General features: G+C 39.1%; 20 protein-coding genes. 17 read left to right on the top strand and 3 right to left on the bottom strand.

Going from position 1 to position 17,524, the window contains the following annotated elements; all coding sequences use genetic code 11:
• Window positions 1-19: 19 nt before the first annotated feature.
• The 6 genes from HMPREF1212_RS05845 to HMPREF1212_RS05820 all read left to right on the top strand — a co-directional run bounded on the left by HMPREF1212_RS05845 (window position 20) and on the right by HMPREF1212_RS05820 (window position 4,571).
• Window positions 20-871 carry an ATP-binding protein gene (locus HMPREF1212_RS05845; RefSeq protein ID WP_002561313.1) on the top strand — a complete coding sequence of 284 codons (852 nt, stop codon included), beginning with the start codon at window positions 20-22 and terminating at the stop codon, window positions 869-871.
• Window positions 872-897: 26 nt separating this feature from the next.
• Window positions 898-2,529, top strand: coding sequence for a hydroxylamine reductase (gene hcp / locus HMPREF1212_RS05840; RefSeq protein ID WP_196811952.1), 1,632 nt, complete (start codon window positions 898-900; stop codon window positions 2,527-2,529).
• Between the two features lie 126 nt (window positions 2,530-2,655).
• The gene (locus HMPREF1212_RS05835; protein WP_002561315.1) at window positions 2,656-3,405 is read left to right on the top strand and encodes an SDR family NAD(P)-dependent oxidoreductase; all 750 of its coding nucleotides are present in this window, start codon (window positions 2,656-2,658) and stop codon (window positions 3,403-3,405) included.
• An 18-nt stretch (window positions 3,406-3,423) separates the two neighbouring features.
• A complete protein-coding gene (locus HMPREF1212_RS05830; protein ID WP_002561316.1) occupies window positions 3,424-3,750 on the top strand; it encodes a cupin domain-containing protein in 327 nt (108 codons plus the stop codon).
• 29 nt (window positions 3,751-3,779) lie between these two features.
• The gene (locus tag HMPREF1212_RS05825; RefSeq protein WP_002561317.1) at window positions 3,780-4,310 is read left to right on the top strand and encodes a DUF488 domain-containing protein; all 531 of its coding nucleotides are present in this window, start codon (window positions 3,780-3,782) and stop codon (window positions 4,308-4,310) included.
• Window positions 4,311-4,346: 36 nt separating this feature from the next.
• Entirely contained in the window at window positions 4,347-4,571 is a 225-nt protein-coding gene (locus tag HMPREF1212_RS05820; RefSeq protein WP_002561318.1) for a hypervirulence associated TUDOR domain-containing protein, read from the top strand.
• Between the two features lie 91 nt (window positions 4,572-4,662).
• On the opposite strand, the gene HMPREF1212_RS05815 is transcribed toward HMPREF1212_RS05820, so the two are convergent.
• Window positions 4,663-5,325: a Crp/Fnr family transcriptional regulator gene (locus HMPREF1212_RS05815; protein ID WP_002561319.1), complete on the bottom strand. Its 663-nt coding sequence runs from the start codon at window positions 5,323-5,325 to the stop codon at window positions 4,663-4,665.
• A gap of 136 nt (window positions 5,326-5,461) precedes the next feature.
• Here HMPREF1212_RS05815 and hcp (HMPREF1212_RS05810) point away from each other — a divergent pair, with 136 nt between their 5' ends.
• The 7 genes from hcp (HMPREF1212_RS05810) to HMPREF1212_RS05780 all read left to right on the top strand — a co-directional run bounded on the left by hcp (HMPREF1212_RS05810) (window position 5,462) and on the right by HMPREF1212_RS05780 (window position 12,993).
• Window positions 5,462-7,102: a hydroxylamine reductase gene (gene hcp / locus HMPREF1212_RS05810; protein ID WP_002561320.1), complete on the top strand. Its 1,641-nt coding sequence runs from the start codon at window positions 5,462-5,464 to the stop codon at window positions 7,100-7,102.
• A gap of 88 nt (window positions 7,103-7,190) precedes the next feature.
• Window positions 7,191-7,916 (top strand): iron-sulfur cluster repair di-iron protein, encoded by a 726-nt coding sequence (gene ric / locus HMPREF1212_RS05805; protein WP_002561321.1) that lies wholly within the window; start codon window positions 7,191-7,193, stop codon window positions 7,914-7,916.
• A gap of 13 nt (window positions 7,917-7,929) precedes the next feature.
• On the top strand, window positions 7,930-9,249 hold the full coding sequence (locus tag HMPREF1212_RS05800) for an NAD(P)/FAD-dependent oxidoreductase (RefSeq protein ID WP_002561326.1): 1,320 nt from the start codon (window positions 7,930-7,932) through the stop codon (window positions 9,247-9,249).
• Between the two features lie 140 nt (window positions 9,250-9,389).
• Entirely contained in the window at window positions 9,390-9,896 is a 507-nt protein-coding gene (locus HMPREF1212_RS05795; protein WP_002561327.1) for a flavodoxin, read from the top strand.
• Window positions 9,897-10,717: 821 nt separating this feature from the next.
• Window positions 10,718-11,560, top strand: coding sequence for an RteC domain-containing protein (locus tag HMPREF1212_RS05790; RefSeq protein ID WP_002561328.1), 843 nt, complete (start codon window positions 10,718-10,720; stop codon window positions 11,558-11,560).
• 269 nt (window positions 11,561-11,829) lie between these two features.
• On the top strand, window positions 11,830-12,354 hold the full coding sequence (locus HMPREF1212_RS05785) for a dihydrofolate reductase family protein (RefSeq protein ID WP_046148732.1): 525 nt from the start codon (window positions 11,830-11,832) through the stop codon (window positions 12,352-12,354).
• Between the two features lie 336 nt (window positions 12,355-12,690).
• The gene (locus tag HMPREF1212_RS05780; protein WP_002561330.1) at window positions 12,691-12,993 is read left to right on the top strand and encodes a helix-turn-helix domain-containing protein; all 303 of its coding nucleotides are present in this window, start codon (window positions 12,691-12,693) and stop codon (window positions 12,991-12,993) included.
• A 356-nt stretch (window positions 12,994-13,349) separates the two neighbouring features.
• Here the strand turns inward: HMPREF1212_RS05780 and HMPREF1212_RS05775 are convergent, their stop codons facing one another.
• Both HMPREF1212_RS05775 and HMPREF1212_RS05770 read right to left on the bottom strand, forming a co-directional pair.
• Window positions 13,350-14,144, bottom strand: a complete 795-nt coding sequence (locus tag HMPREF1212_RS05775) for a tyrosine-type recombinase/integrase (protein WP_052724924.1) — start codon at window positions 14,142-14,144, stop codon at window positions 13,350-13,352.
• A gap of 52 nt (window positions 14,145-14,196) precedes the next feature.
• Complete coding sequence (locus tag HMPREF1212_RS05770) at window positions 14,197-15,096, bottom strand: 1,4-dihydroxy-2-naphthoate polyprenyltransferase (RefSeq protein WP_046148731.1); 900 nt, start codon at window positions 15,094-15,096, stop codon at window positions 14,197-14,199.
• Between the two features lie 89 nt (window positions 15,097-15,185).
• Between HMPREF1212_RS05770 and HMPREF1212_RS05765 the strand changes: the two genes are divergently transcribed.
• From HMPREF1212_RS05765 to HMPREF1212_RS05750, 4 genes are all read left to right on the top strand, one after another.
• Complete coding sequence (locus HMPREF1212_RS05765; RefSeq protein ID WP_028727494.1) at window positions 15,186-15,584, top strand: hypothetical protein; 399 nt, start codon at window positions 15,186-15,188, stop codon at window positions 15,582-15,584.
• Window positions 15,585-15,875: 291 nt separating this feature from the next.
• Entirely contained in the window at window positions 15,876-16,088 is a 213-nt protein-coding gene (locus HMPREF1212_RS05760) for a hypothetical protein (RefSeq protein WP_028727493.1), read from the top strand.
• Between the two features lie 42 nt (window positions 16,089-16,130).
• Window positions 16,131-16,337 carry a hypothetical protein gene (locus HMPREF1212_RS05755; protein ID WP_028727492.1) on the top strand — a complete coding sequence of 69 codons (207 nt, stop codon included), beginning with the start codon at window positions 16,131-16,133 and terminating at the stop codon, window positions 16,335-16,337.
• A gap of 202 nt (window positions 16,338-16,539) precedes the next feature.
• Window positions 16,540-17,487 (top strand): calcium/sodium antiporter, encoded by a 948-nt coding sequence (locus tag HMPREF1212_RS05750; protein ID WP_046148730.1) that lies wholly within the window; start codon window positions 16,540-16,542, stop codon window positions 17,485-17,487.
• The last annotated feature ends 37 nt before the right edge of the window (window positions 17,488-17,524 follow it).

The raw sequence follows: 17,524 nt of genomic DNA, 5'->3' as shown, positions 1-17,524 counted from the left end.
GGATAATTGAGGAAGGTTAATGAAAAGAACAGTTATAAAGATAGATGAAGAATTGTGTAATGGCTGCGGAATTTGTGTCAATGGTTGCCATGAAGGAGCATTACAACTTATTGATGGTAAGGCTCGAATGATTAGCGATTTGTATTGCGACGGTTTGGGGGCTTGTATCGGAGACTGTCCTGTGGGAGCAATAGACTTTGAAGAACGTGAAGCTGAGCCTTACGATGAAATTGCAGTTATGGAAAGGCTTGTTCCCAAAGGAGAAAAAACAATCCGGGCTCATCTGCTTCATTTGAAAGAGCATAATGAAACAGCACTTTTGGCTCAAGGCCTTCGTTACCTGGAAGAACATAACATAGAAATAGATATGGATATAGAGAATAATAATGAACAAAACTCAGACTGTGGGCAAGCCTTCTCGGCCTGTCCAGGAAGCAGGGAGATGTCTTTCGCTCCGGTAAAACCGGTAGTACCAATCGGCAGCACCCCTTCGCAGTTACGTCAATGGCCGGTTCAACTTCATTTACTGAATCCGCAGGCGGGATATTTCCGGGGTGCTGATGTGGTGCTGGCTGCCGACTGTACAGCTTATGCTTATGGTGGCTTCCATGACCGTTTCTTAAGAAATCGCATATTGGCTATTGCCTGCCCGAAACTTGACAGCAACAAAGAAGTGTATGTATCGAAAATTGCCGATATGATAGACGGGGCACAGATTAATACACTGACAGTTGTTATTATGGAAGTTCCCTGCTGTGGTGGGTTATTACAATTAGTTAAAATGGCTCTGGAACAGGCTTCAAACAAAGTACCTGTTAAAAAGGTTGTTATAGGTATAGAAGGAGAAATAGTAGAAGATAACTGGATATAAACAATTAAAATCAAAGAAAGATGAACATGTTTTGCTATCAATGTCAGGAAACAGCACAGAACAAAGGTTGTACTGTGAAAGGAGTATGCGGAAAGACTTCCGATGTGGCTAACTTACAGGATTTATTGATATTCCTGTTAAAGGGTATTTCCCGTTATACGGTAGAAATGCGAAAGAAAGGAATTGAGGTATCGGCAGAGACTAATCACTTTGTGATGGAGTCGCTCTTTATGACGATTACCAATGCCAACTTCGACAAGGAACGTTTTGTAACTCGTATTCAGGAAGCTATCGCTTTACGCGATAAGCTTGCGGCAGAGGCAGGAAATATCACTGCCGATTGCGATTGTATGACCTGGAGAGGGAACTCTTTGGATGAAATGGAGGCGAAAGCTGCTACAGTCGGCGTACTTAAAACAGAAAACGAAGATGTACGCTCTTTACGTGAATTGCTCACATATGGATTAAAAGGGATGGCTGCATACGCAGAACATGCCGTAAATCTGGGCTTTGATGATGAAGAAATTCAAGCCTTTATGCAAGAAGCATTGGTTGCTACCACTCAAGAACTTTCTGCCGATGAATTAACAGCATTAGTTTTGAAATGCGGAGAATACGGTGTGAAAACAATGGCGCTGCTCGATAAAGCAAATACATCAACTTATGGCAATCCGGAAATAACAAAGGTAAATATAGGTGTACGTAATAATCCTGCCATATTGATATCCGGACACGATCTGCGCGATATGCAAGACCTGTTGGAACAGACCGAAGGTACCGGTGTCGATGTGTATACCCACAGCGAAATGCTTCCGGCACATTACTATCCGGCATTTAAGAAATACAAGCACTTCGCAGGTAACTATGGTAGTGCCTGGTGGCGTCAGAATGAAGATTTCGAATCATTCAACGGTGTTATCTTGTTTACAACCAACTGTATTGTTCCGCCCCGTTCCACTTCCACTTATTCAGACAGGGTTTATACTACAGGAGCTTCCGGCTTCAGTGGATTCACACACATTGAAGACCGCAAAAACGGACAAGCGAAAGACTTTTCAAAACTGATCGAACACGCTAAACAATGCAAAGCCCCTACTGAAATCGAGACAGGAGAAATCATCGGAGGTTTTGCCCATGAACAGGTATTCGCACTGGCCGATAAGGTAGTCGATGCTGTAAAATCAGGCGCTATCCGTAAGTTCTTCGTGATGGCAGGTTGCGACGGACGTATGAAGAGCCGCAGCTATTATACAGAATTTGCTGAGATTCTTCCGAAAGATACGGTAATCCTTACCGCAGGATGTGCTAAATATCGTTATAACAAATTGCCATTGGGTGATATAGGCGGCATCCCACGTGTACTGGATGCCGGACAATGTAATGATAGTTATTCGCTTGCGCTGATCGCCTTGAAACTGAAAGAAGTGTTCGAACTGAATGATGTAAATGAGTTGCCGATAGCTTATAATATTGCCTGGTATGAACAGAAAGCGGTTATCGTTCTTCTGGCTCTGCTTTCTTTAGGTGTGAAAAATATCCACTTAGGACCTACACTTCCTGCATTCCTTTCACCGAATGTGGCGAAGGTACTAATCGATAATTTTGGTATTGGAGGAATTACCACGCCGGATGAGGATATGAAGATGTTTTTAGGATAATCTGTTAAATACCCTATAGTTGAAGAATCCTCCTGAAGTCTTTCCTTTTGGAGGGTTTTTCTTCAATAAGATAAACTAATATTTGGTGGACTGTGTTATCTAATAAAGAACTAAAAAGATACGGATATGAAAAAGAATGATTTTGAAAATAAAGTAGTCTTAGTTACCGGAGGAACCGGTGGTATTGGGTTAGCAACGGTTAAAGAGTTTATGAAAGAAAATGCTTTTGTCTATTTTACGGATATAAATGCGGAAAAGGGACAACAAACAGAAAAGCATTTAGGGAATAATGTTACATTTATCAAACATGATGTTGCCAGTGAAGAAGATTGGAAAAATGTAATAGGTAGAATTGAAAAAGAACATGGCAAGCTGGATGTATTGGTAAATGTGGCAGGGATATCCTTGTACAAACCTTTTGGAAAAATGTCTTTAGAGGAATATATGAGGGTAGTTAATATCAATCAAGTAAGTGTTTTCCTGGGGCAAAAATATACGTTGGAATTGCTAAAGAAGGGGGATAATCCCGCGATTATCAATATTGCCTCGATTGCTGGACTGGAAGGAAGCCGTGACGGAGCTGCCTATCACAGTTCAAAAGCAGCCGTAATTTCCCTTACCGAATGTGCAGCTTTAGAGTTTGCCGATTTTGGAATAAGGGTAAATTCTATTTCTCCCGGGGCCGTATTGACCGATATGGTATTGAATAATGAAGAGTATAGAGATGCGATAAACAAAATGATAGAAGCAGTTCCGTTGAAGAAAATTGCTAATTCGGAGGACATTGCAAAAGCGATATCATTTCTGGCATCCAGTTATGCACCGGTTATTACCGGCACCAATCTGATTATTGACGGAGGTTCAACAAAAGTCTAATGATAAATAAGTATAATTATGAGCGAATTATTTGAAAAAGGAGCCATTCTGAATATGGCAGAAATGGTTGAATACTCCGCAGGTGGAGTTATCAGCAAACAAGTCTTGAAGAACGATGTGGGAAATATAACCCTTTTCTCATTCGATAAGGGGCAGGGACTGAGTGAACATACGGCTCCGTTTGATGCCGTAGTAGAAATATTGGACGGAGAGGCTGAAATTACAATAGCCGGCAAACCCTTATTACTCACTACAGGCCAAACCGTTATTATGCCGGCTAATGTCCCGCACGCACTCTTTGCCAAGCAGCAATTTAAGATGTTGCTCACGATGATTAAAGGATAAAGACACATAGATATTCCGGTACCGAGATTATGGGAACATCCAGAGAACATATTATTTACACAATTGGTCATTCTACCCATAGTATAGATGAATTTATTGCTATGCTGCAATCATTTGGAATAAAGCAATTGGTGGATGTACGGAGCCTTCCGGGTTCAACTAAGTTCCCTCAATTTAATAAAGAGAATCTGGAAATTCTATTGCCGGAGACAGGAATAAGGTATATATACATGAAAGAATTAGGCGGACGGCGAAAAGTCCGCCCTAATTCAAAAAACATACGATGGAAGAATATTTCATTTCGTGGATATGCCGATTATATGGAAACAGAAGCTTTTGCGGAGGCTATTGGTAAACTGGAAAAGATTGCCTTACAAGCTCCGACTGTATATATGTGTGCCGAGGCAGTCTGGTGGCGCTGTCATCGTTCTATGGTGTCTGATTTTCTAAAAGCAAAAGGTTGGAAAGTAATGCACATCATGGGCGTTAATAAAGCTCAGGAACATACTTACACATCTCCGGCAAATGTTGTCGGATCGCGTGTTTCCTATGAGGATTGAATTATTTGGCTTAAACTCTCTATACAAAAATAAGATATGGATAAAACATTTAAAATAGGCGATCACGTAAGTTGGAATTCTGAGGCAGGCAGAGTGTCGGGTAAAATCATAAAAATACACACGTCTGCTTTCGATTATAAGGGTTACAGACATCATGCTACGGAAGATGATCCACAATATGAAATAAAAAGCGATATATCTGACCACATTGCAGTACATAAAGGTTCGGCCTTGACGAGGGTATTCCCACTTTTACTTTGAATTATCCATATGGCAGTATCTTAGATAGTATATTGAAAGAACATGTGGAAAACAGGCCTTGTTTCCACCAATACAATATATAAATTATTTTTTAAAACATATTTTTCAGTGCATTACGATCAATAATCTTCCCTTTTCCCTCTTTAAATTCAATAATTCCGTCATGTACCATTCCTGATATAGCTCGTGATAGAGAGGACCTGTCAACTCTGAAAAATTTAGCAAGAGAGGTAATGCTTTGGCCTAATTCAAATTCGTCACCTTTAGCACGTCGAAAAAGATAAAAAGCTACTTTTGTTTTTATTCCTTTCAGTGAAAAAATCTTCAATCTTTCTGATAAAAATAGTGCACGGTCAGAAGTGAAGGCCATAAACCCACGAAGAAAATAAGGGCATTTAGCCATCTGTTTTTCTATTGAGTCTTTCGTTATTAGAATTATTTCAGAATCTTCTAAGGCTATAACATCCACGGGGAAATGGTTATTCCTTGAGAACAAAAAAATTGCAGCTAATGGATGAGGTGCACTAATCTCATCTATCTGTAAAGTTATCCCCGGATCAGAAACGACTTCTGATTTAACCTTACCTTTGGCTAGCATATATAGAAAGTCCACCCTGTCGCCCTGATATGCAACATGCTCTCCTTTTTTGTAGCTCTTTACGGTATGAGGTATCGTACAAGCTCTTGATAAAATTTCTTCAGGTGATTTCCTTTCACACACATTACAGAAAAAAAATAACTCTACATTTTCCATTGACTTAATCTTTATTGCAAAAGTAGATAAAATATCTTCATCACCCGTGATAAATGTCACAGATTTAAATAATCAAAGGCTTTATGTTTGCAATAAAAGAAAAAAGTATCAACAACTTAAACAGTAAATAATGAGTATGTTTTGTTTTCAATGTCAGGAAACTGCCCGTAATGAGGGCTGTACAGTAAGAGGTGTTTGTGGAAAGACACCGGATGTAGCTAATCTTCAGGATTTGCAGCTATTTCTATTACGAGGGATTTCGTATTATGCAATCCAGATGCGTAAAGTTGGGATAGAAGTGCCAGTTGAAGTCGGCCGTTTTATTGTAGAATCACTGTTTATGACTATCACCAATGCCAACTTCGATAGAACACGTTTCATTAAACGTACATATGAGGCTATTACTTTAAGAAACTCACTGGCTGCACAACTGGGAGCTGATGTCGTTGATTGCCTAAATAAAGACTGTGCTACTTGGCAATGCGATAGTGAAGATGAAATAGAAGCCAAAGCAGCTACAATAGGTGTCCTTCGTACAAAAAATGAGGATATCCGTTCGTTACGAGAAATGCTGACCTATGGATTAAAAGGTATGGCTGCTTATACTGAGCACGCATTTAATCTTGGCTATGAAGACAATGATATTTATGTCTTTATGCAAGAGGCATTAGTAGCTACTAACCAAGATCTTTCTATAGAAGAATTAACTACACTTGTACTAAGATGTGGAGAATACGGCGTAAAAGCAATGGCTTTACTCGATAAAGCCAACACATCAACCTATGGTAATCCTGAAATAACAAAAGTAAATATTGGAGTACGCAATAATCCTGCCATTTTGATTTCGGGACATGATCTACGAGATATGCATGACCTGTTGGAGCAGACCGAGGGTACAGGTGTAGATGTATATACTCATAGTGAAATGCTACCTGCAAACTATTATCCTGTATTTAAGAAATATAGTCATTTTGTAGGAAACTATGGTAATGCTTGGTGGAAACAAAATGAAGAATTTGAAACATTCAACGGTGTAATCCTTTTCACTACAAACTGTATCGTACCGCCTCGTCCAAATGCTACTTATGTCGATAGGGTTTATACAACCGGAACAACAGGGTTTAGTGGATTTACTCATATCGAAGACCGTAAAGATGGTCAAGCGAAAGATTTTTCGATACTAATTGAGCATGCTAAACGCTGTAAAGCTCCTACCGAAATCGAGACTGGTGAAATTGTTGGAGGATTTGCACATGAGCAAGTATTTGCACTTGCTGATAAAGTAGTAGATGCAGTTAAGTCGGGTGCTATTCGTAAGTTTTTTGTGATGGGTGGTTGTGACGGACGGGCAAAAAGTCGTAATTATTATACCGAGTTTGCGGAGAAACTACCGAAGGATACAGTTATTCTTACAGCTGGTTGTGCAAAATACAAATACAATAAATTACCGTTGGGTGATATTGGTGGAATTCCTCGTGTATTGGATGCTGGACAGTGTAATGATAGTTATTCAGTGGTATTGATCGCCTTGAAATTAAAAGAAGTCTTTGGACTAGATGATATAAATGAACTACCAATAGCTTACAACATAGCTTGGTACGAACAAAAAGCAGTAATCGTCCTATTGGCTCTCCTTTCACTCGGTGTTAAGAATATTCATACAGGACCTACAATACCCGCATTCTTCTCACCTAATATACTAAAAGTACTGGCTGATAACTTTGGTCTTAGCACTATTACCACAGTAGATGAAGATATGAAGATATTCTTGGCATAAATCTATCTAAACTATAACTCTGTGGTAATTATAATTCCATATTGTTAATTCAGGAGAGATAAAGTAATATATAAAAAAGTTGTATAAAATGAACAAGAATTATAAAGATATGACTGTCGGTCAAATAGTGGCCGACAAGTTTGATAACTCTAAAGTATTTAATGATTTTGGAATAGATTTCTGCTGTAGAGGCGATGTTTCACTATCTAACGCATGTAATGCACAAGGAATAGATATAAAAGATGTATTAAAAAAATTAGGGGAAACAGAACCTTTTGTAGATAAAACAATGGACTTTAAGACTTGGGATATAGACCTCTTAGTTGACTTTATTATAAAACACCATCATCGTTATATCCGAAAGAATGGAAGAGGAATACAAGAATTGTTGAATAAGGTCTGTGACGTTCACGGAAATAAATACAATTCGCTGTATGAAGTGAAGGCTCTTTTCGACGCCTCTTTGACGGATCTTAATGAACATCTTAATAAAGAAGAGCAAATACTATTCCCTTATATATACGAGATGCATGAAGCATATTCTTCACGGAAACCATTGCCTTTTTTCCACTGTGGAGGTGTAGAACAGCCAATTGCAGTAATGATGAGTGAGCATGATACCGAAGGTAGCCGTTTTCGTGAGATATCAAGATTGACAAATACATATTTAGCTCCAGACGATGCTTGCGAAAGTTACAGATTGGTGTTGAACCAATTGAATGAGTTTGAAGAAAATCTGCATCATCATATTCATTTGGAAAATAATATTGTATTTCCGGCTGCAATACAAATACAATTATCTTTCAATTTTTAGTTTAATATAGACTATGGGATTCAATATACCAAAGACTGATAAAAAAAGAGTAATTATTGTAGGGGGTGGTTTTGGAGGACTCAAACTAGCCAATAAACTAAAGAATTCATATTTCCAGATTGTTTTGGTAGATAAAAATAATTACCATCAGTTTTTACCTCTTATATATCAGGTTGCATCGGCTGGGATTAATCAATCAGCAATATCTTTTCCTTTCCGAAAAATAATTCAGGGAAGGAAAGATATTCATTTTCGTATGGCTGAAGTAAGAGCTGTTTTTCCCGAAAAGAACATGATTTTGACTTCGATAGGTAAGATAGAATATGATTATATTGTTTTTGCAGCAGGTACAATAACAAATTATTTTGGTAACAAAACAATCGAAGCAGAGGCTATACCGATGAAAAACGTATCGGAAGCGATGGGTTTACGAAATACTTTGCTTTCTAATTTTGAAAGATCGATTACTTGTACCACAGAAGAAGAAAGACAAGAACTTCTCAATATTGTTATTGTTGGGGCGGGAGCTACCGGGGTAGAAATTGCAGGTGCCATTGCCGAGATGAAGAAATTTGTGATACCTAAAGATTATCCAGAAATGGATAATAAGGTGTTGAACATATATCTTATTGAGGCTGGAGATCGGGTATTATCGGGTATGTCAAAAGAATCATCAGCCGCTTCTGAAAAATTCTTGCGTAAGATGGGAGTAAATATTATACTCAACAAAAAAGTAATAGCTTACGAGGATCGTAAAGTTATATTAGAAGACGGAACTAAAATTTCAACACGTTCCTTTATATGGGTCAGTGGAGTAAGTGCAGTTCCTATTGATAATCTTGAAAAATCAATATTAGGGAGAGGAGGAAGAATACAAGTAGATGAATATAACAGAGTAAAAGGTTTTAACAACATATATGCTATTGGCGACCAATGTCTTCAAACCACAGATATTAACTATCCAAATGGACACCCACAATTGGCACAAGTAGCAATACAGCAAGCTACCCTTCTTGCCAAAAATCTAAAATGTATGCTGAGCAGAGAGCAACCAAAAGCCTTTCGATATAAGGATTTGGGGGCTATGGCTACTATTGGTAGAAACAAAGCTGTCGCCGAATTAGGAAAGTTGAAGATACAGGGTTGGTTTGCATGGATTCTTTGGCTTGTTGTCCACCTACGGTCTATATTGGGTATCCGAAACAAAATATCTATATTTTTTGGTTGGATATGGGACTATATTACTTATGGACACTCTATTCGCTTGATTGTGTATGCGCGAAAAACAAAGGAAATACAAGAACGTGAAATATGTGAAGTTAAATCACATTGAAGAAAAGATATATTTAGTAAATAATAAATGTAAAGCTAAGATAAACGCTAAATCATAACAGTACTGTTTTTAACTAATATTGATTCTGGTTTATTATAGCTATGATCCTAATAATCAGTAAAATTTAAATAAGAAATATTATGAAAAGGATAGGACTTTTTTATGGTTCCAGTTCGGGGAACACACAACGAATTGCAGAAGAAATAGCTAAAAACTTAGATATAAACAAAGAAGATGTTTATGATATAGGGAGAAGCCAATTGGAAAAAATACTTGATTATGAATATTTATTGCTTGGTTCATCTACATGGGGACTTGGCGATATTCAAGATGACTGGGATATTAGTAAATTGGAAAAGTTAAACCTAAATGGAAAAAATATTGCTGTATTTGGTACAGGCGATTCATCTTCTTATTCCGATACATTTTGTGATGCAATCGGACAGCTTGCAGATGCAGTTCAAAAAGCGGGAGCTGTATTAGTTGGAAATAATGTTGATATATCAGGTTATTCATTTGATTCTTCCGCATCTGAGAAAGACGGTTATTTTTGTGGTTTAGCAATCGATGAAGATAATGAATCTGACAAGACAGAAACAAGAATCAAAAGTTGGGTAATTCAGTTAAAGCAAGATTTCAATATGTAATAATGAACAAACTGACAGTTTAAGGCTGTATGGAATCTTATGTAAATAGTAATTAGGGATTGGAATCTGATCTGGCTTACTTTAATCTACTGAACGAATAAGTTCGAAGAGGACAAGAATAGTACTTAGCTCTTCTTCTTGTCCTTTTCTTACTTTCATTACAATAGAAGTGAATTTTAATCTAATGGATTTATAGAAAAGGATAAAAGTACACAGATAAAAGTAGAGTATAAACTTTTTGTTACTCCATATTTACTAAAACGGTATAAGAGACAAGTGACAAAACTGCAAGTGCCTGGATAACAGGATTTATTATATTAGAAATAAAAATACTTTTAGCTCACACTAATCTAACCATTCAGGGGGGGGTAAGTTTTAATATGGGATTTGCATATTAATCTTCTTTTAGTAAATTCTTTAAGAAGAATGTAGACTTATCACTAAAAAAATTTACTCAAAAACTCACTTGACGAAACATTTAAAATGAGTGAAAATAAATTTTTTTTTTATCTAAAAATAGCAAAGAAAACAAAGACCGGTAACTATAACGATAACATCAAAACTTGTATAGGACGCTATACTTGCTTTTGTAGTTATCTAACGCCAACGAGTCTTTTGCAAAATAATAGCCCGGTATTATCAAATACCCTTATGTTATGGATTGGCTTATTTATATATATTAGGAGTTGTTACTTCTATAAAACAATTCTTAGTTATGTATTGTAAATTCTGTAGCCCGGGAAAGTGTATTTGACAGGCAGCGATAGTTGGCGTGTGTTTACCATGTTTTGTTATTCAATCATTAATTTAAAAATGAAATCATGGAAAAATATGTTTCAACTCTGAAGAATAATATTCTTCAGAACATCTTAGAAATAGAGAAGATGGAATGTAGTATGCTGCAAAAGTCAAAACTAATTATCCCTCAGTTAGAGGAAGGCTTTGAACAACTGAAGTTCTTTATAAGCAATTATTCTTTCAAAGGAGACTCCGAAGAAATTTACTTTTTTAAGGAGATAAAACCCCAACTGTTTTGCCTGTTAATATACCATAGTAAAGTTTATAACATTGAAATAAGAATGCCGGCAGGCAGTATTGATGATAAAAAGCTGTATTTAGAACGAATTCAAAACCGGATAAAATACTTCTTTGATGTTAATCTTGATTTTTATCAATACTATCGCTCTGGAAGTACTCACTTAGACCATGTTTATTTCCTTCGAGGAAAGCCGGATATTCAACTGCCTCTTGATAGTTTCTATTTTGAAAGAGACAGTAATTTTTCAACATGTTATGATTTTAAGCTAACTAAAATCCTGGCGCATGAGATGCTTACGGTTTACATTAGTAATAAATTGGCAAAACTAACAAAAGAGGATAACGACATGGAGTCAATTCATGGCCTCCATTCTAATGAGATGTGGACAGATAAGAAAAATGCTTTGGGTGAAATAATCTATGGTATCCATACCTTAGCAAGTGTCAATCATGGAAATATTGACATTATTGTACTGGCGTCTATGTTTGGTACAATGTTCAATGTTGATTTGAGTAACATATATCAGATATATATAGAATTAAAAGGTAGAAAAGAACGGACTGAGTATCTAAACCGCATGATAACAGCCCTAAAAAAGAGAATGGATGATGATGATAGTAAATAAATCAATTCAATGTGCTATCTTTGCATGTGTAAAACAGTAACAATCAGAAGTATTTCAGATACTTCATGAGTACATAACATAACGTTCGCTGAACGTCTCGATACAGAAAACTGGTAATTTTCAAGAAAGACGAGATGAAAGGTGTAATGTTCATGCTATACAGAGTATGGCGTGGACTTGCAAATTTCGTCTTTCGGGTATACCAGTGCCCCTGTATCGGAATGAGCGAGCTCCACGCTTTTTCTTTTGTATAATTAAATCATAAAGTTATGAAAAAAATTAAGTTGTATACAGTAGTTTCCCTTGACGGATACATAGCTCGGACTGATGGCGATTTAGACTGGATATCAGATTTTTCAAGTCCGGAAAAGACAGACTATGGATACCAGAGTTTTTTTGAATCGACAGATACGGTAATCATAGACGAATCTTCCTATCTGAATATTCTGAGTATGGATATCATTTGGCCCTATAAGGATAAATCTGTATATGTGGTTTCATCTATGCCCATGCATGCAAAAGACAATATCCACTTTATTACAGATGATATAATTGACAGTATAGATAAACTGCGGGAGGAAGAGGGAAAAGACATCTGGCTTGCCTGTAGCGGTAAACTCCTAACAATGCTACTGAATCACGATATGGTAGATGAAATGATAATTAACCGTTTCCCTGTGATACTTGGCTTCGGAACGCCTTTATTCTCCGATAATCCGAAAGAATCCGAATGGCGTGTAAAAAACAATGTAAGCTATCAAAATGGGATTACCCAAACGATATATACAAAGTAACTAAGTATTGCCGGTTTCAACATTAAACCTTACAACCTCTAAGGTTTAACCTTGCGAAAACGCCTATATAGTGGCTGCAAAACACCTGAGTTGCACCTGACACAGGTATTTCTTGTTTTATGGTTATCCAAACACATTTTTAGCCTATTTCGAGTAAAAATACCCTTCTCTATCAACAATTACCGAGTATTATATCTGATTTCTCATTTTTTCTCACTGTAAATCAGTCAAATAAGATTTTTTTTAATAAAAATAGTACCTGACTCAGGTATAACCTATGAAATCCGTTTCTTTTTACTGCCGACCTTTGCACTGTAACATTTTTCTAAGGTCATTATGGATAATAAAAAAAGTTTCGAGGAATGGATGCAAATCCTATTAGGACGCTTTGACAAGATAGACAAAACGCTTGATAGAATGAACAAGCTCAAAGAGTGTTTTGATGGTGATGCGCTGCTTGACAATCACGATCTGTGTAAACTCCTTGGAGTTACAAAAAGAACGATTGCCCGGTATCGGCAAAAGAAGCTGCTTCCATATTATACCTACGATGACGGAAGAGTGTATTATAAAGCTTCAGAAGTCGAACAATTCATGAAAAGAAAAGGTAGACCGTCGGATGAACCTGAATTAGTTTAAATTTCATATATTAGTAAATAGATAAGCCCGCAGCTTTACGCTGTGGGTTTTTGTTTAGGAAGTTTTTCCTGCACAAGTTAAAGATGCGCATTTGACGGTTAAGCAAGTTCAAGCCTTCGGTTCTCTCAAAAATATTTTTCAAATATTTTCGGTAGAAAACTTGCATAACCTATGCACATCTTATTTTTTGTGCTGGAAAAAGTTTCCTATGTCGGAAGATACAATATGGAAGAAAGAAGCCTATAGTTTTCTTCGACAGAATAATTTTATGTAACTTTGTAAATGAGAGTCGTTCTTTGTCTTTATGCAAAATGGCGCAAATCGCAGAGGTTCGCTGGTTTCTAAATCGTTACCTATCAAAAAAAACAGCCTTGTAACTCGCTTATTTTCAGCCATAAAGTAGATTTTGTATGTCTTGCCACATAAGAGGTCAGCTTAGAAGGGAAAGCAAGCCGCTCACCGATCTCCTTCAACATGGTGTTGTAGGTATGCAAGGCGGCTTTATAGGCTTCATGCCCGTCTTTTCCTTCCCGGAGTATCGGAAAAAGGTAGCGGGAACCCTCCCGTGCGTAACGGTTCAGCAGCAGGCGCATCGCTTCGGTAATCCCTACCCGCACCAACGTACCGGTTTTGTGGCGGTGATAAACGATCTCGTCGCCCACGATGTTTTTCTCCTTCAGGTAGGCCAGGTCTATAAAAGGAATACCGCAGGCCAGGTAGGAGAAAAGGAACAGATCGAGAGTCTCCTGCATGGCGGGCTCCTCCTCCACTTTCACCTTCATCTCCATCAGCTCACTGATGGTTTCCGTGGGTAAGGCCCGCTTGGCCGTCTCCTCGCGCCGCAGACACAACCGGGCAAAAGGGTCGCGTGCCGTTTCAAACATTTCCTCGCGCAAGGCGGCATGATACATGGCACGGAAACTGCTCAGGTAGCTGTTCACCGTATTCACCGCCAGCCCTTCGGTACGAAGCGTAGCGGCAAACCCGTCGATCAGTTCGACCGTGATACCGTTAAAATGTAGCTTTTTGCTTTTCAGAAAAAAAGACAGCCGGTTCCTTACCACGCGGTACAGGTCAGCTGTGCTATCCCTGCCGGCAGCGCGCTTGCGTCCCACAAGGATTGTCATGTAATCGAAAACATTTTGTGTCATACTCGTCTGTTTATTATTCGGATAAACAAAGATACAACACCGGGGGTTCTTACTAATGCCCTGTCGTTAACGAGATTAACAATACCGACAACAGCAAGGTAAAGAAAAAGACATTGCGGGCGGTATGCGCCAGGGTTTTATTCAGTTCGCGTCCTTCAAAATGATAAAGTTCGCGCCAGGTAGCATAGAAGAGGGCAAAAAAGGCGGCGAACAGAAAGAGTATCCACCAGGAAGCACCCAGCAAAAGCGGCATAGCCAGCAATAAGGCCACTACCCCGTTCAGCAGGTAAAACACCCGACCGAAACCACGACCGAAAAGGACGATAGTAGTCCGTTTACGGGCGGCCTTGTCCTGCACATAGTCGCGGTAGTTGTTTACGACCAATATATTGGTAGATAGCAGCCCGACCGAAACGGACAGCAGGAATGACAGTAAAGAAAACGAAAGCGCCTGCACATAATAGGTGAAGCATACCGGAATAATCCCGTAGAACAGCACTACACAGACATCGCCCAGCCCATTATAGGCCAGCGGAAAAGGCCCGGCGGAATAAGCCAGTACGCATAAGGCAATGGCGATACCGACCGGTATCAGTTCCCAACCTGCATAAAAGAGCAGCATACAGCCACAAAAACAGGATAATGCGAGGGTAAGAAAAGTGGCTTTCAGCATAGCTTTCGGGGTTATCCATCCCTGGGCTACGGCGCGTTCCGGCCCCAGACGGTCTTCTTTATCGGCTCCCTTCTTAAAATCAAAGTAATCGTTGGCAAAGTTACTGGCAATTTGCGCCAACAAAGCAACACCAAAACACAAAATAGCCGGTACTAACCGGAAAACGTTGTCGCACCAGGCTAAAACACAGGCTAAAAGTACCGGGCTCAACGATGCCGGCAGGGTCTTCGGCCGTGCAGCATCTACCCATGATTTCAAATGGCTCTTCTTCTCTTCCATCTTTACTTGTTCACATTTTGACGGACAAATGTATAAACAAAAAACACAATGATTTGTTTTTTTAATAGGAATTCGTATATCTTTGCAGCATGAAAAATTTTCTATTCATATTAACCCTGCTATTCGGCATTTTGCTTTTTTCTCCCCAGGAGGAGATAGAGAGCAACGATACTGTCGTGTCGAATAAAGAGGCTGTCATGAAGGAAAAAGGTTCTGCCGATATGCAATACTTCCTGACCGTATTAAGTACGGATCTGAAGGGTAGCAATGGACTGACTGCACGCAGGACTATTCAATCGACGAATAATGCATTTAATTTGCGCACGCTGAAAATGGCGGAAAAGATTCTTCAGGATATTCGCCTGAAGGAAATGAATGCGCTTCGCAAGATTTCATTGGATGTATCAGAATGTCAAACCATAAACCTCTCTACTCTTCTTTGCCGCATGGCACAACATGTGTTTGTCCTGCGGAAACTTATTATTTGATTTTAATAGGATAGGTTTTACTTTTCTCTTGATAGAAAAGTAAACAAAAGATCAAGGCTTCACCTGCTTCGCTGCTACGGTGAAAGACTACGCTGTCGTCTGCGAACTCGCTTCGCTCAAACAGCGCAGCCTCCGGACGCTTCGTCTTTCACCTTCGCTTAACGCTCACCATCTGAGGCCTTTCATAGAACGCTTTGCGTTCTTTGGGGATTGCCGATACTGCCTGTCGTTTGGGAGGGCTATTGGTATGATCCGTTATTAATTATTTAATCATATTAAAATCAGAATATTATGTCAACTAAGAAATCAAATAAAACCCGTATTTATCTTTCAGTGATTATTACTATTGTAGGCTGTGTGTTAGCTTGTAGTTCGATTATACCTAACGATTATCTGAAGTTACTCATCGTGATGGGGGCTTTAGGGTATGGATTATATGGTATCATGAAGGGGCTGAGCGGTTCCGGTTCTGCCGAAGGAGCTGCTATCGATGAAAAAGAATAACACCAGATTTGAACAAAAGTAATAATTAAAAAGTTTAATAAAATGAAGATAAATAAAGATTTGGTAGACGCAGTCATGATGTTGTCGTTTATCATTCTGGTACTGATCGGTACCACAGATTTTGAGAATATTGTTGTTAAGGATGTAACAATGGGAGTTCTCGGACTGATTACAGTTGTTATGGTAGTGCTTCGTGGCATACAGATGCGTCAGGAAGCAAAAGAGCCAAAAGAAGAATACGAATATTAAAATCACTAATACGAATATTCCTAACAACCCTAACTGAATGTCTGATCTGCTTCCTGCTGTTACTCCGGAGGGATTCCTGGGGTTATCCGAGGTACGTTTTTCTGCCTAAAATAACTTGCTGTTTACTTGGTTACGGCAATCTGACGATTACCGGACAACAGGAAGCCAGACATTGTAAAAAAAGAATAATAAAATTACTACCATGATAACAAGTGTAACATTATTAGTTCTTTCTCTGTTTGCCCTTTACATCGGGGCAGGCTGGTTAGTTAAGGGAAGTACGGAGATCGCCCTGAAAGCTAATGTATCGAATCTAGTGATAGGTCTTACTATCGTCGCATTCGGAACCAGTGCTCCGGAACTGGTGGTCAGTATCAACGCTTCATTGACCGGACAAGGAGATATTGCCATCGGTAATATCGTGGGGTCAAACATATTTAATATCGCCGTCATACTGGGTATCTCTGCCGTTATCCACCCGCTACAGGCTAAACGCCAACTGACCCGGATAGATATTCCTCTCTTGATCCTGGCAACCATTGTACTTACCGTCCTTTTCTGGAACGGCACTTTAAACCGCCTGGAAGGGTCTATATTCCTTATCGGCATTATTCTTTATACGACTTTCAGCCTTTATTACTCGCGCAAGCATGAGGAAAAGGTGGAAAAAAGCATCGGGGAACTGGAAAAACAACCGGAGCCGTGGTACAAAGATATTTTATATCTGGGCGGCGGACTGGCTATACTGATCTTTGCCTCTCATCTGTTAGTCAACAACGCGGTTTCGATCGCACAGGAGCTGGGGGTAAGCGAAGCGGTTATCGGACTTACCATCGTTGCCGCAGGAACAAGCCTTCCAGAACTGGCAACCTCCCTTGTGGCTGCCCTGAAGAAAAACCCGGATATTGCGATCGGTAATATTGTTGGGTCGAACCTGTTCAACATCCTGGCGATAGCGGGAACCAGTTCAGTCATTCATCCGATCGTAGCCAAGAACGTCAATTATATCGATCTGCTGGTGATGCTGGGACTTACCTTGCTTTTGCTACCGGTAGTCAAAAGCGGACAGAAGATATCGCGCGCCGAGGGTTGGGTGCTGATTGTTATCTACTTGTGTTATCTGGCCTGGTTACTTCGGGATCTGATATAACACAATACCTGGCAGGGCCTTTCAGAAAGTCCTGCTT

Origin of the sequence: Parabacteroides sp. HGS0025, from assembly GCF_000969845.1 — a bacterium.
Lineage (GTDB): Bacteria > Bacteroidota > Bacteroidia > Bacteroidales > Tannerellaceae > Parabacteroides > Parabacteroides gordonii.
Note: the sequence above shows the minus strand (reverse complement) of the source record. Positions and strands in the feature narration are given on the sequence as shown.

Excerpts from the sequence above, each read along its gene's own strand:
- hcp (WP_002561320.1), top strand. The coding sequence starts at position 5,462 with ATGTTTTGTTTTCAATGTCAGGAAACTGCCCGTAATGAGGGCTGTACA.
- HMPREF1212_RS05835 (WP_002561315.1), top strand. The coding sequence starts at position 2,656 with ATGAAAAAGAATGATTTTGAAAATAAAGTAGTCTTAGTTACCGGAGGA.
- HMPREF1212_RS05755 (WP_028727492.1), top strand. The coding sequence starts at position 16,131 with ATGAAGATAAATAAAGATTTGGTAGACGCAGTCATGATGTTGTCGTTT.
- HMPREF1212_RS05775 (WP_052724924.1), bottom strand. The coding sequence starts at position 14,144 with ATGACACAAAATGTTTTCGATTACATGACAATCCTTGTGGGACGCAAG.
- HMPREF1212_RS05800 (WP_002561326.1), top strand. The coding sequence starts at position 7,930 with ATGGGATTCAATATACCAAAGACTGATAAAAAAAGAGTAATTATTGTA.
- HMPREF1212_RS05765 (WP_028727494.1), top strand. The coding sequence starts at position 15,186 with ATGAAAAATTTTCTATTCATATTAACCCTGCTATTCGGCATTTTGCTT.
- HMPREF1212_RS05825 (WP_002561317.1), top strand. The coding sequence starts at position 3,780 with ATGGGAACATCCAGAGAACATATTATTTACACAATTGGTCATTCTACC.
- HMPREF1212_RS05815 (WP_002561319.1), bottom strand. The coding sequence starts at position 5,325 with ATGGAAAATGTAGAGTTATTTTTTTTCTGTAATGTGTGTGAAAGGAAA.
- HMPREF1212_RS05760 (WP_028727493.1), top strand. The coding sequence starts at position 15,876 with ATGTCAACTAAGAAATCAAATAAAACCCGTATTTATCTTTCAGTGATT.
- HMPREF1212_RS05750 (WP_046148730.1), top strand. The coding sequence starts at position 16,540 with ATGATAACAAGTGTAACATTATTAGTTCTTTCTCTGTTTGCCCTTTAC.
- HMPREF1212_RS05795 (WP_002561327.1), top strand. The coding sequence starts at position 9,390 with ATGAAAAGGATAGGACTTTTTTATGGTTCCAGTTCGGGGAACACACAA.
- HMPREF1212_RS05790 (WP_002561328.1), top strand. The coding sequence starts at position 10,718 with ATGGAAAAATATGTTTCAACTCTGAAGAATAATATTCTTCAGAACATC.
- hcp (WP_196811952.1), top strand. The coding sequence starts at position 898 with ATGTTTTGCTATCAATGTCAGGAAACAGCACAGAACAAAGGTTGTACT.
- HMPREF1212_RS05845 (WP_002561313.1), top strand. The coding sequence starts at position 20 with ATGAAAAGAACAGTTATAAAGATAGATGAAGAATTGTGTAATGGCTGC.
- HMPREF1212_RS05785 (WP_046148732.1), top strand. The coding sequence starts at position 11,830 with ATGAAAAAAATTAAGTTGTATACAGTAGTTTCCCTTGACGGATACATA.
- HMPREF1212_RS05820 (WP_002561318.1), top strand. The coding sequence starts at position 4,347 with ATGGATAAAACATTTAAAATAGGCGATCACGTAAGTTGGAATTCTGAG.
- HMPREF1212_RS05830 (WP_002561316.1), top strand. The coding sequence starts at position 3,424 with ATGAGCGAATTATTTGAAAAAGGAGCCATTCTGAATATGGCAGAAATG.
- HMPREF1212_RS05780 (WP_002561330.1), top strand. The coding sequence starts at position 12,691 with ATGGATAATAAAAAAAGTTTCGAGGAATGGATGCAAATCCTATTAGGA.
- ric (WP_002561321.1), top strand. The coding sequence starts at position 7,191 with ATGAACAAGAATTATAAAGATATGACTGTCGGTCAAATAGTGGCCGAC.
- HMPREF1212_RS05770 (WP_046148731.1), bottom strand. The coding sequence starts at position 15,096 with ATGGAAGAGAAGAAGAGCCATTTGAAATCATGGGTAGATGCTGCACGG.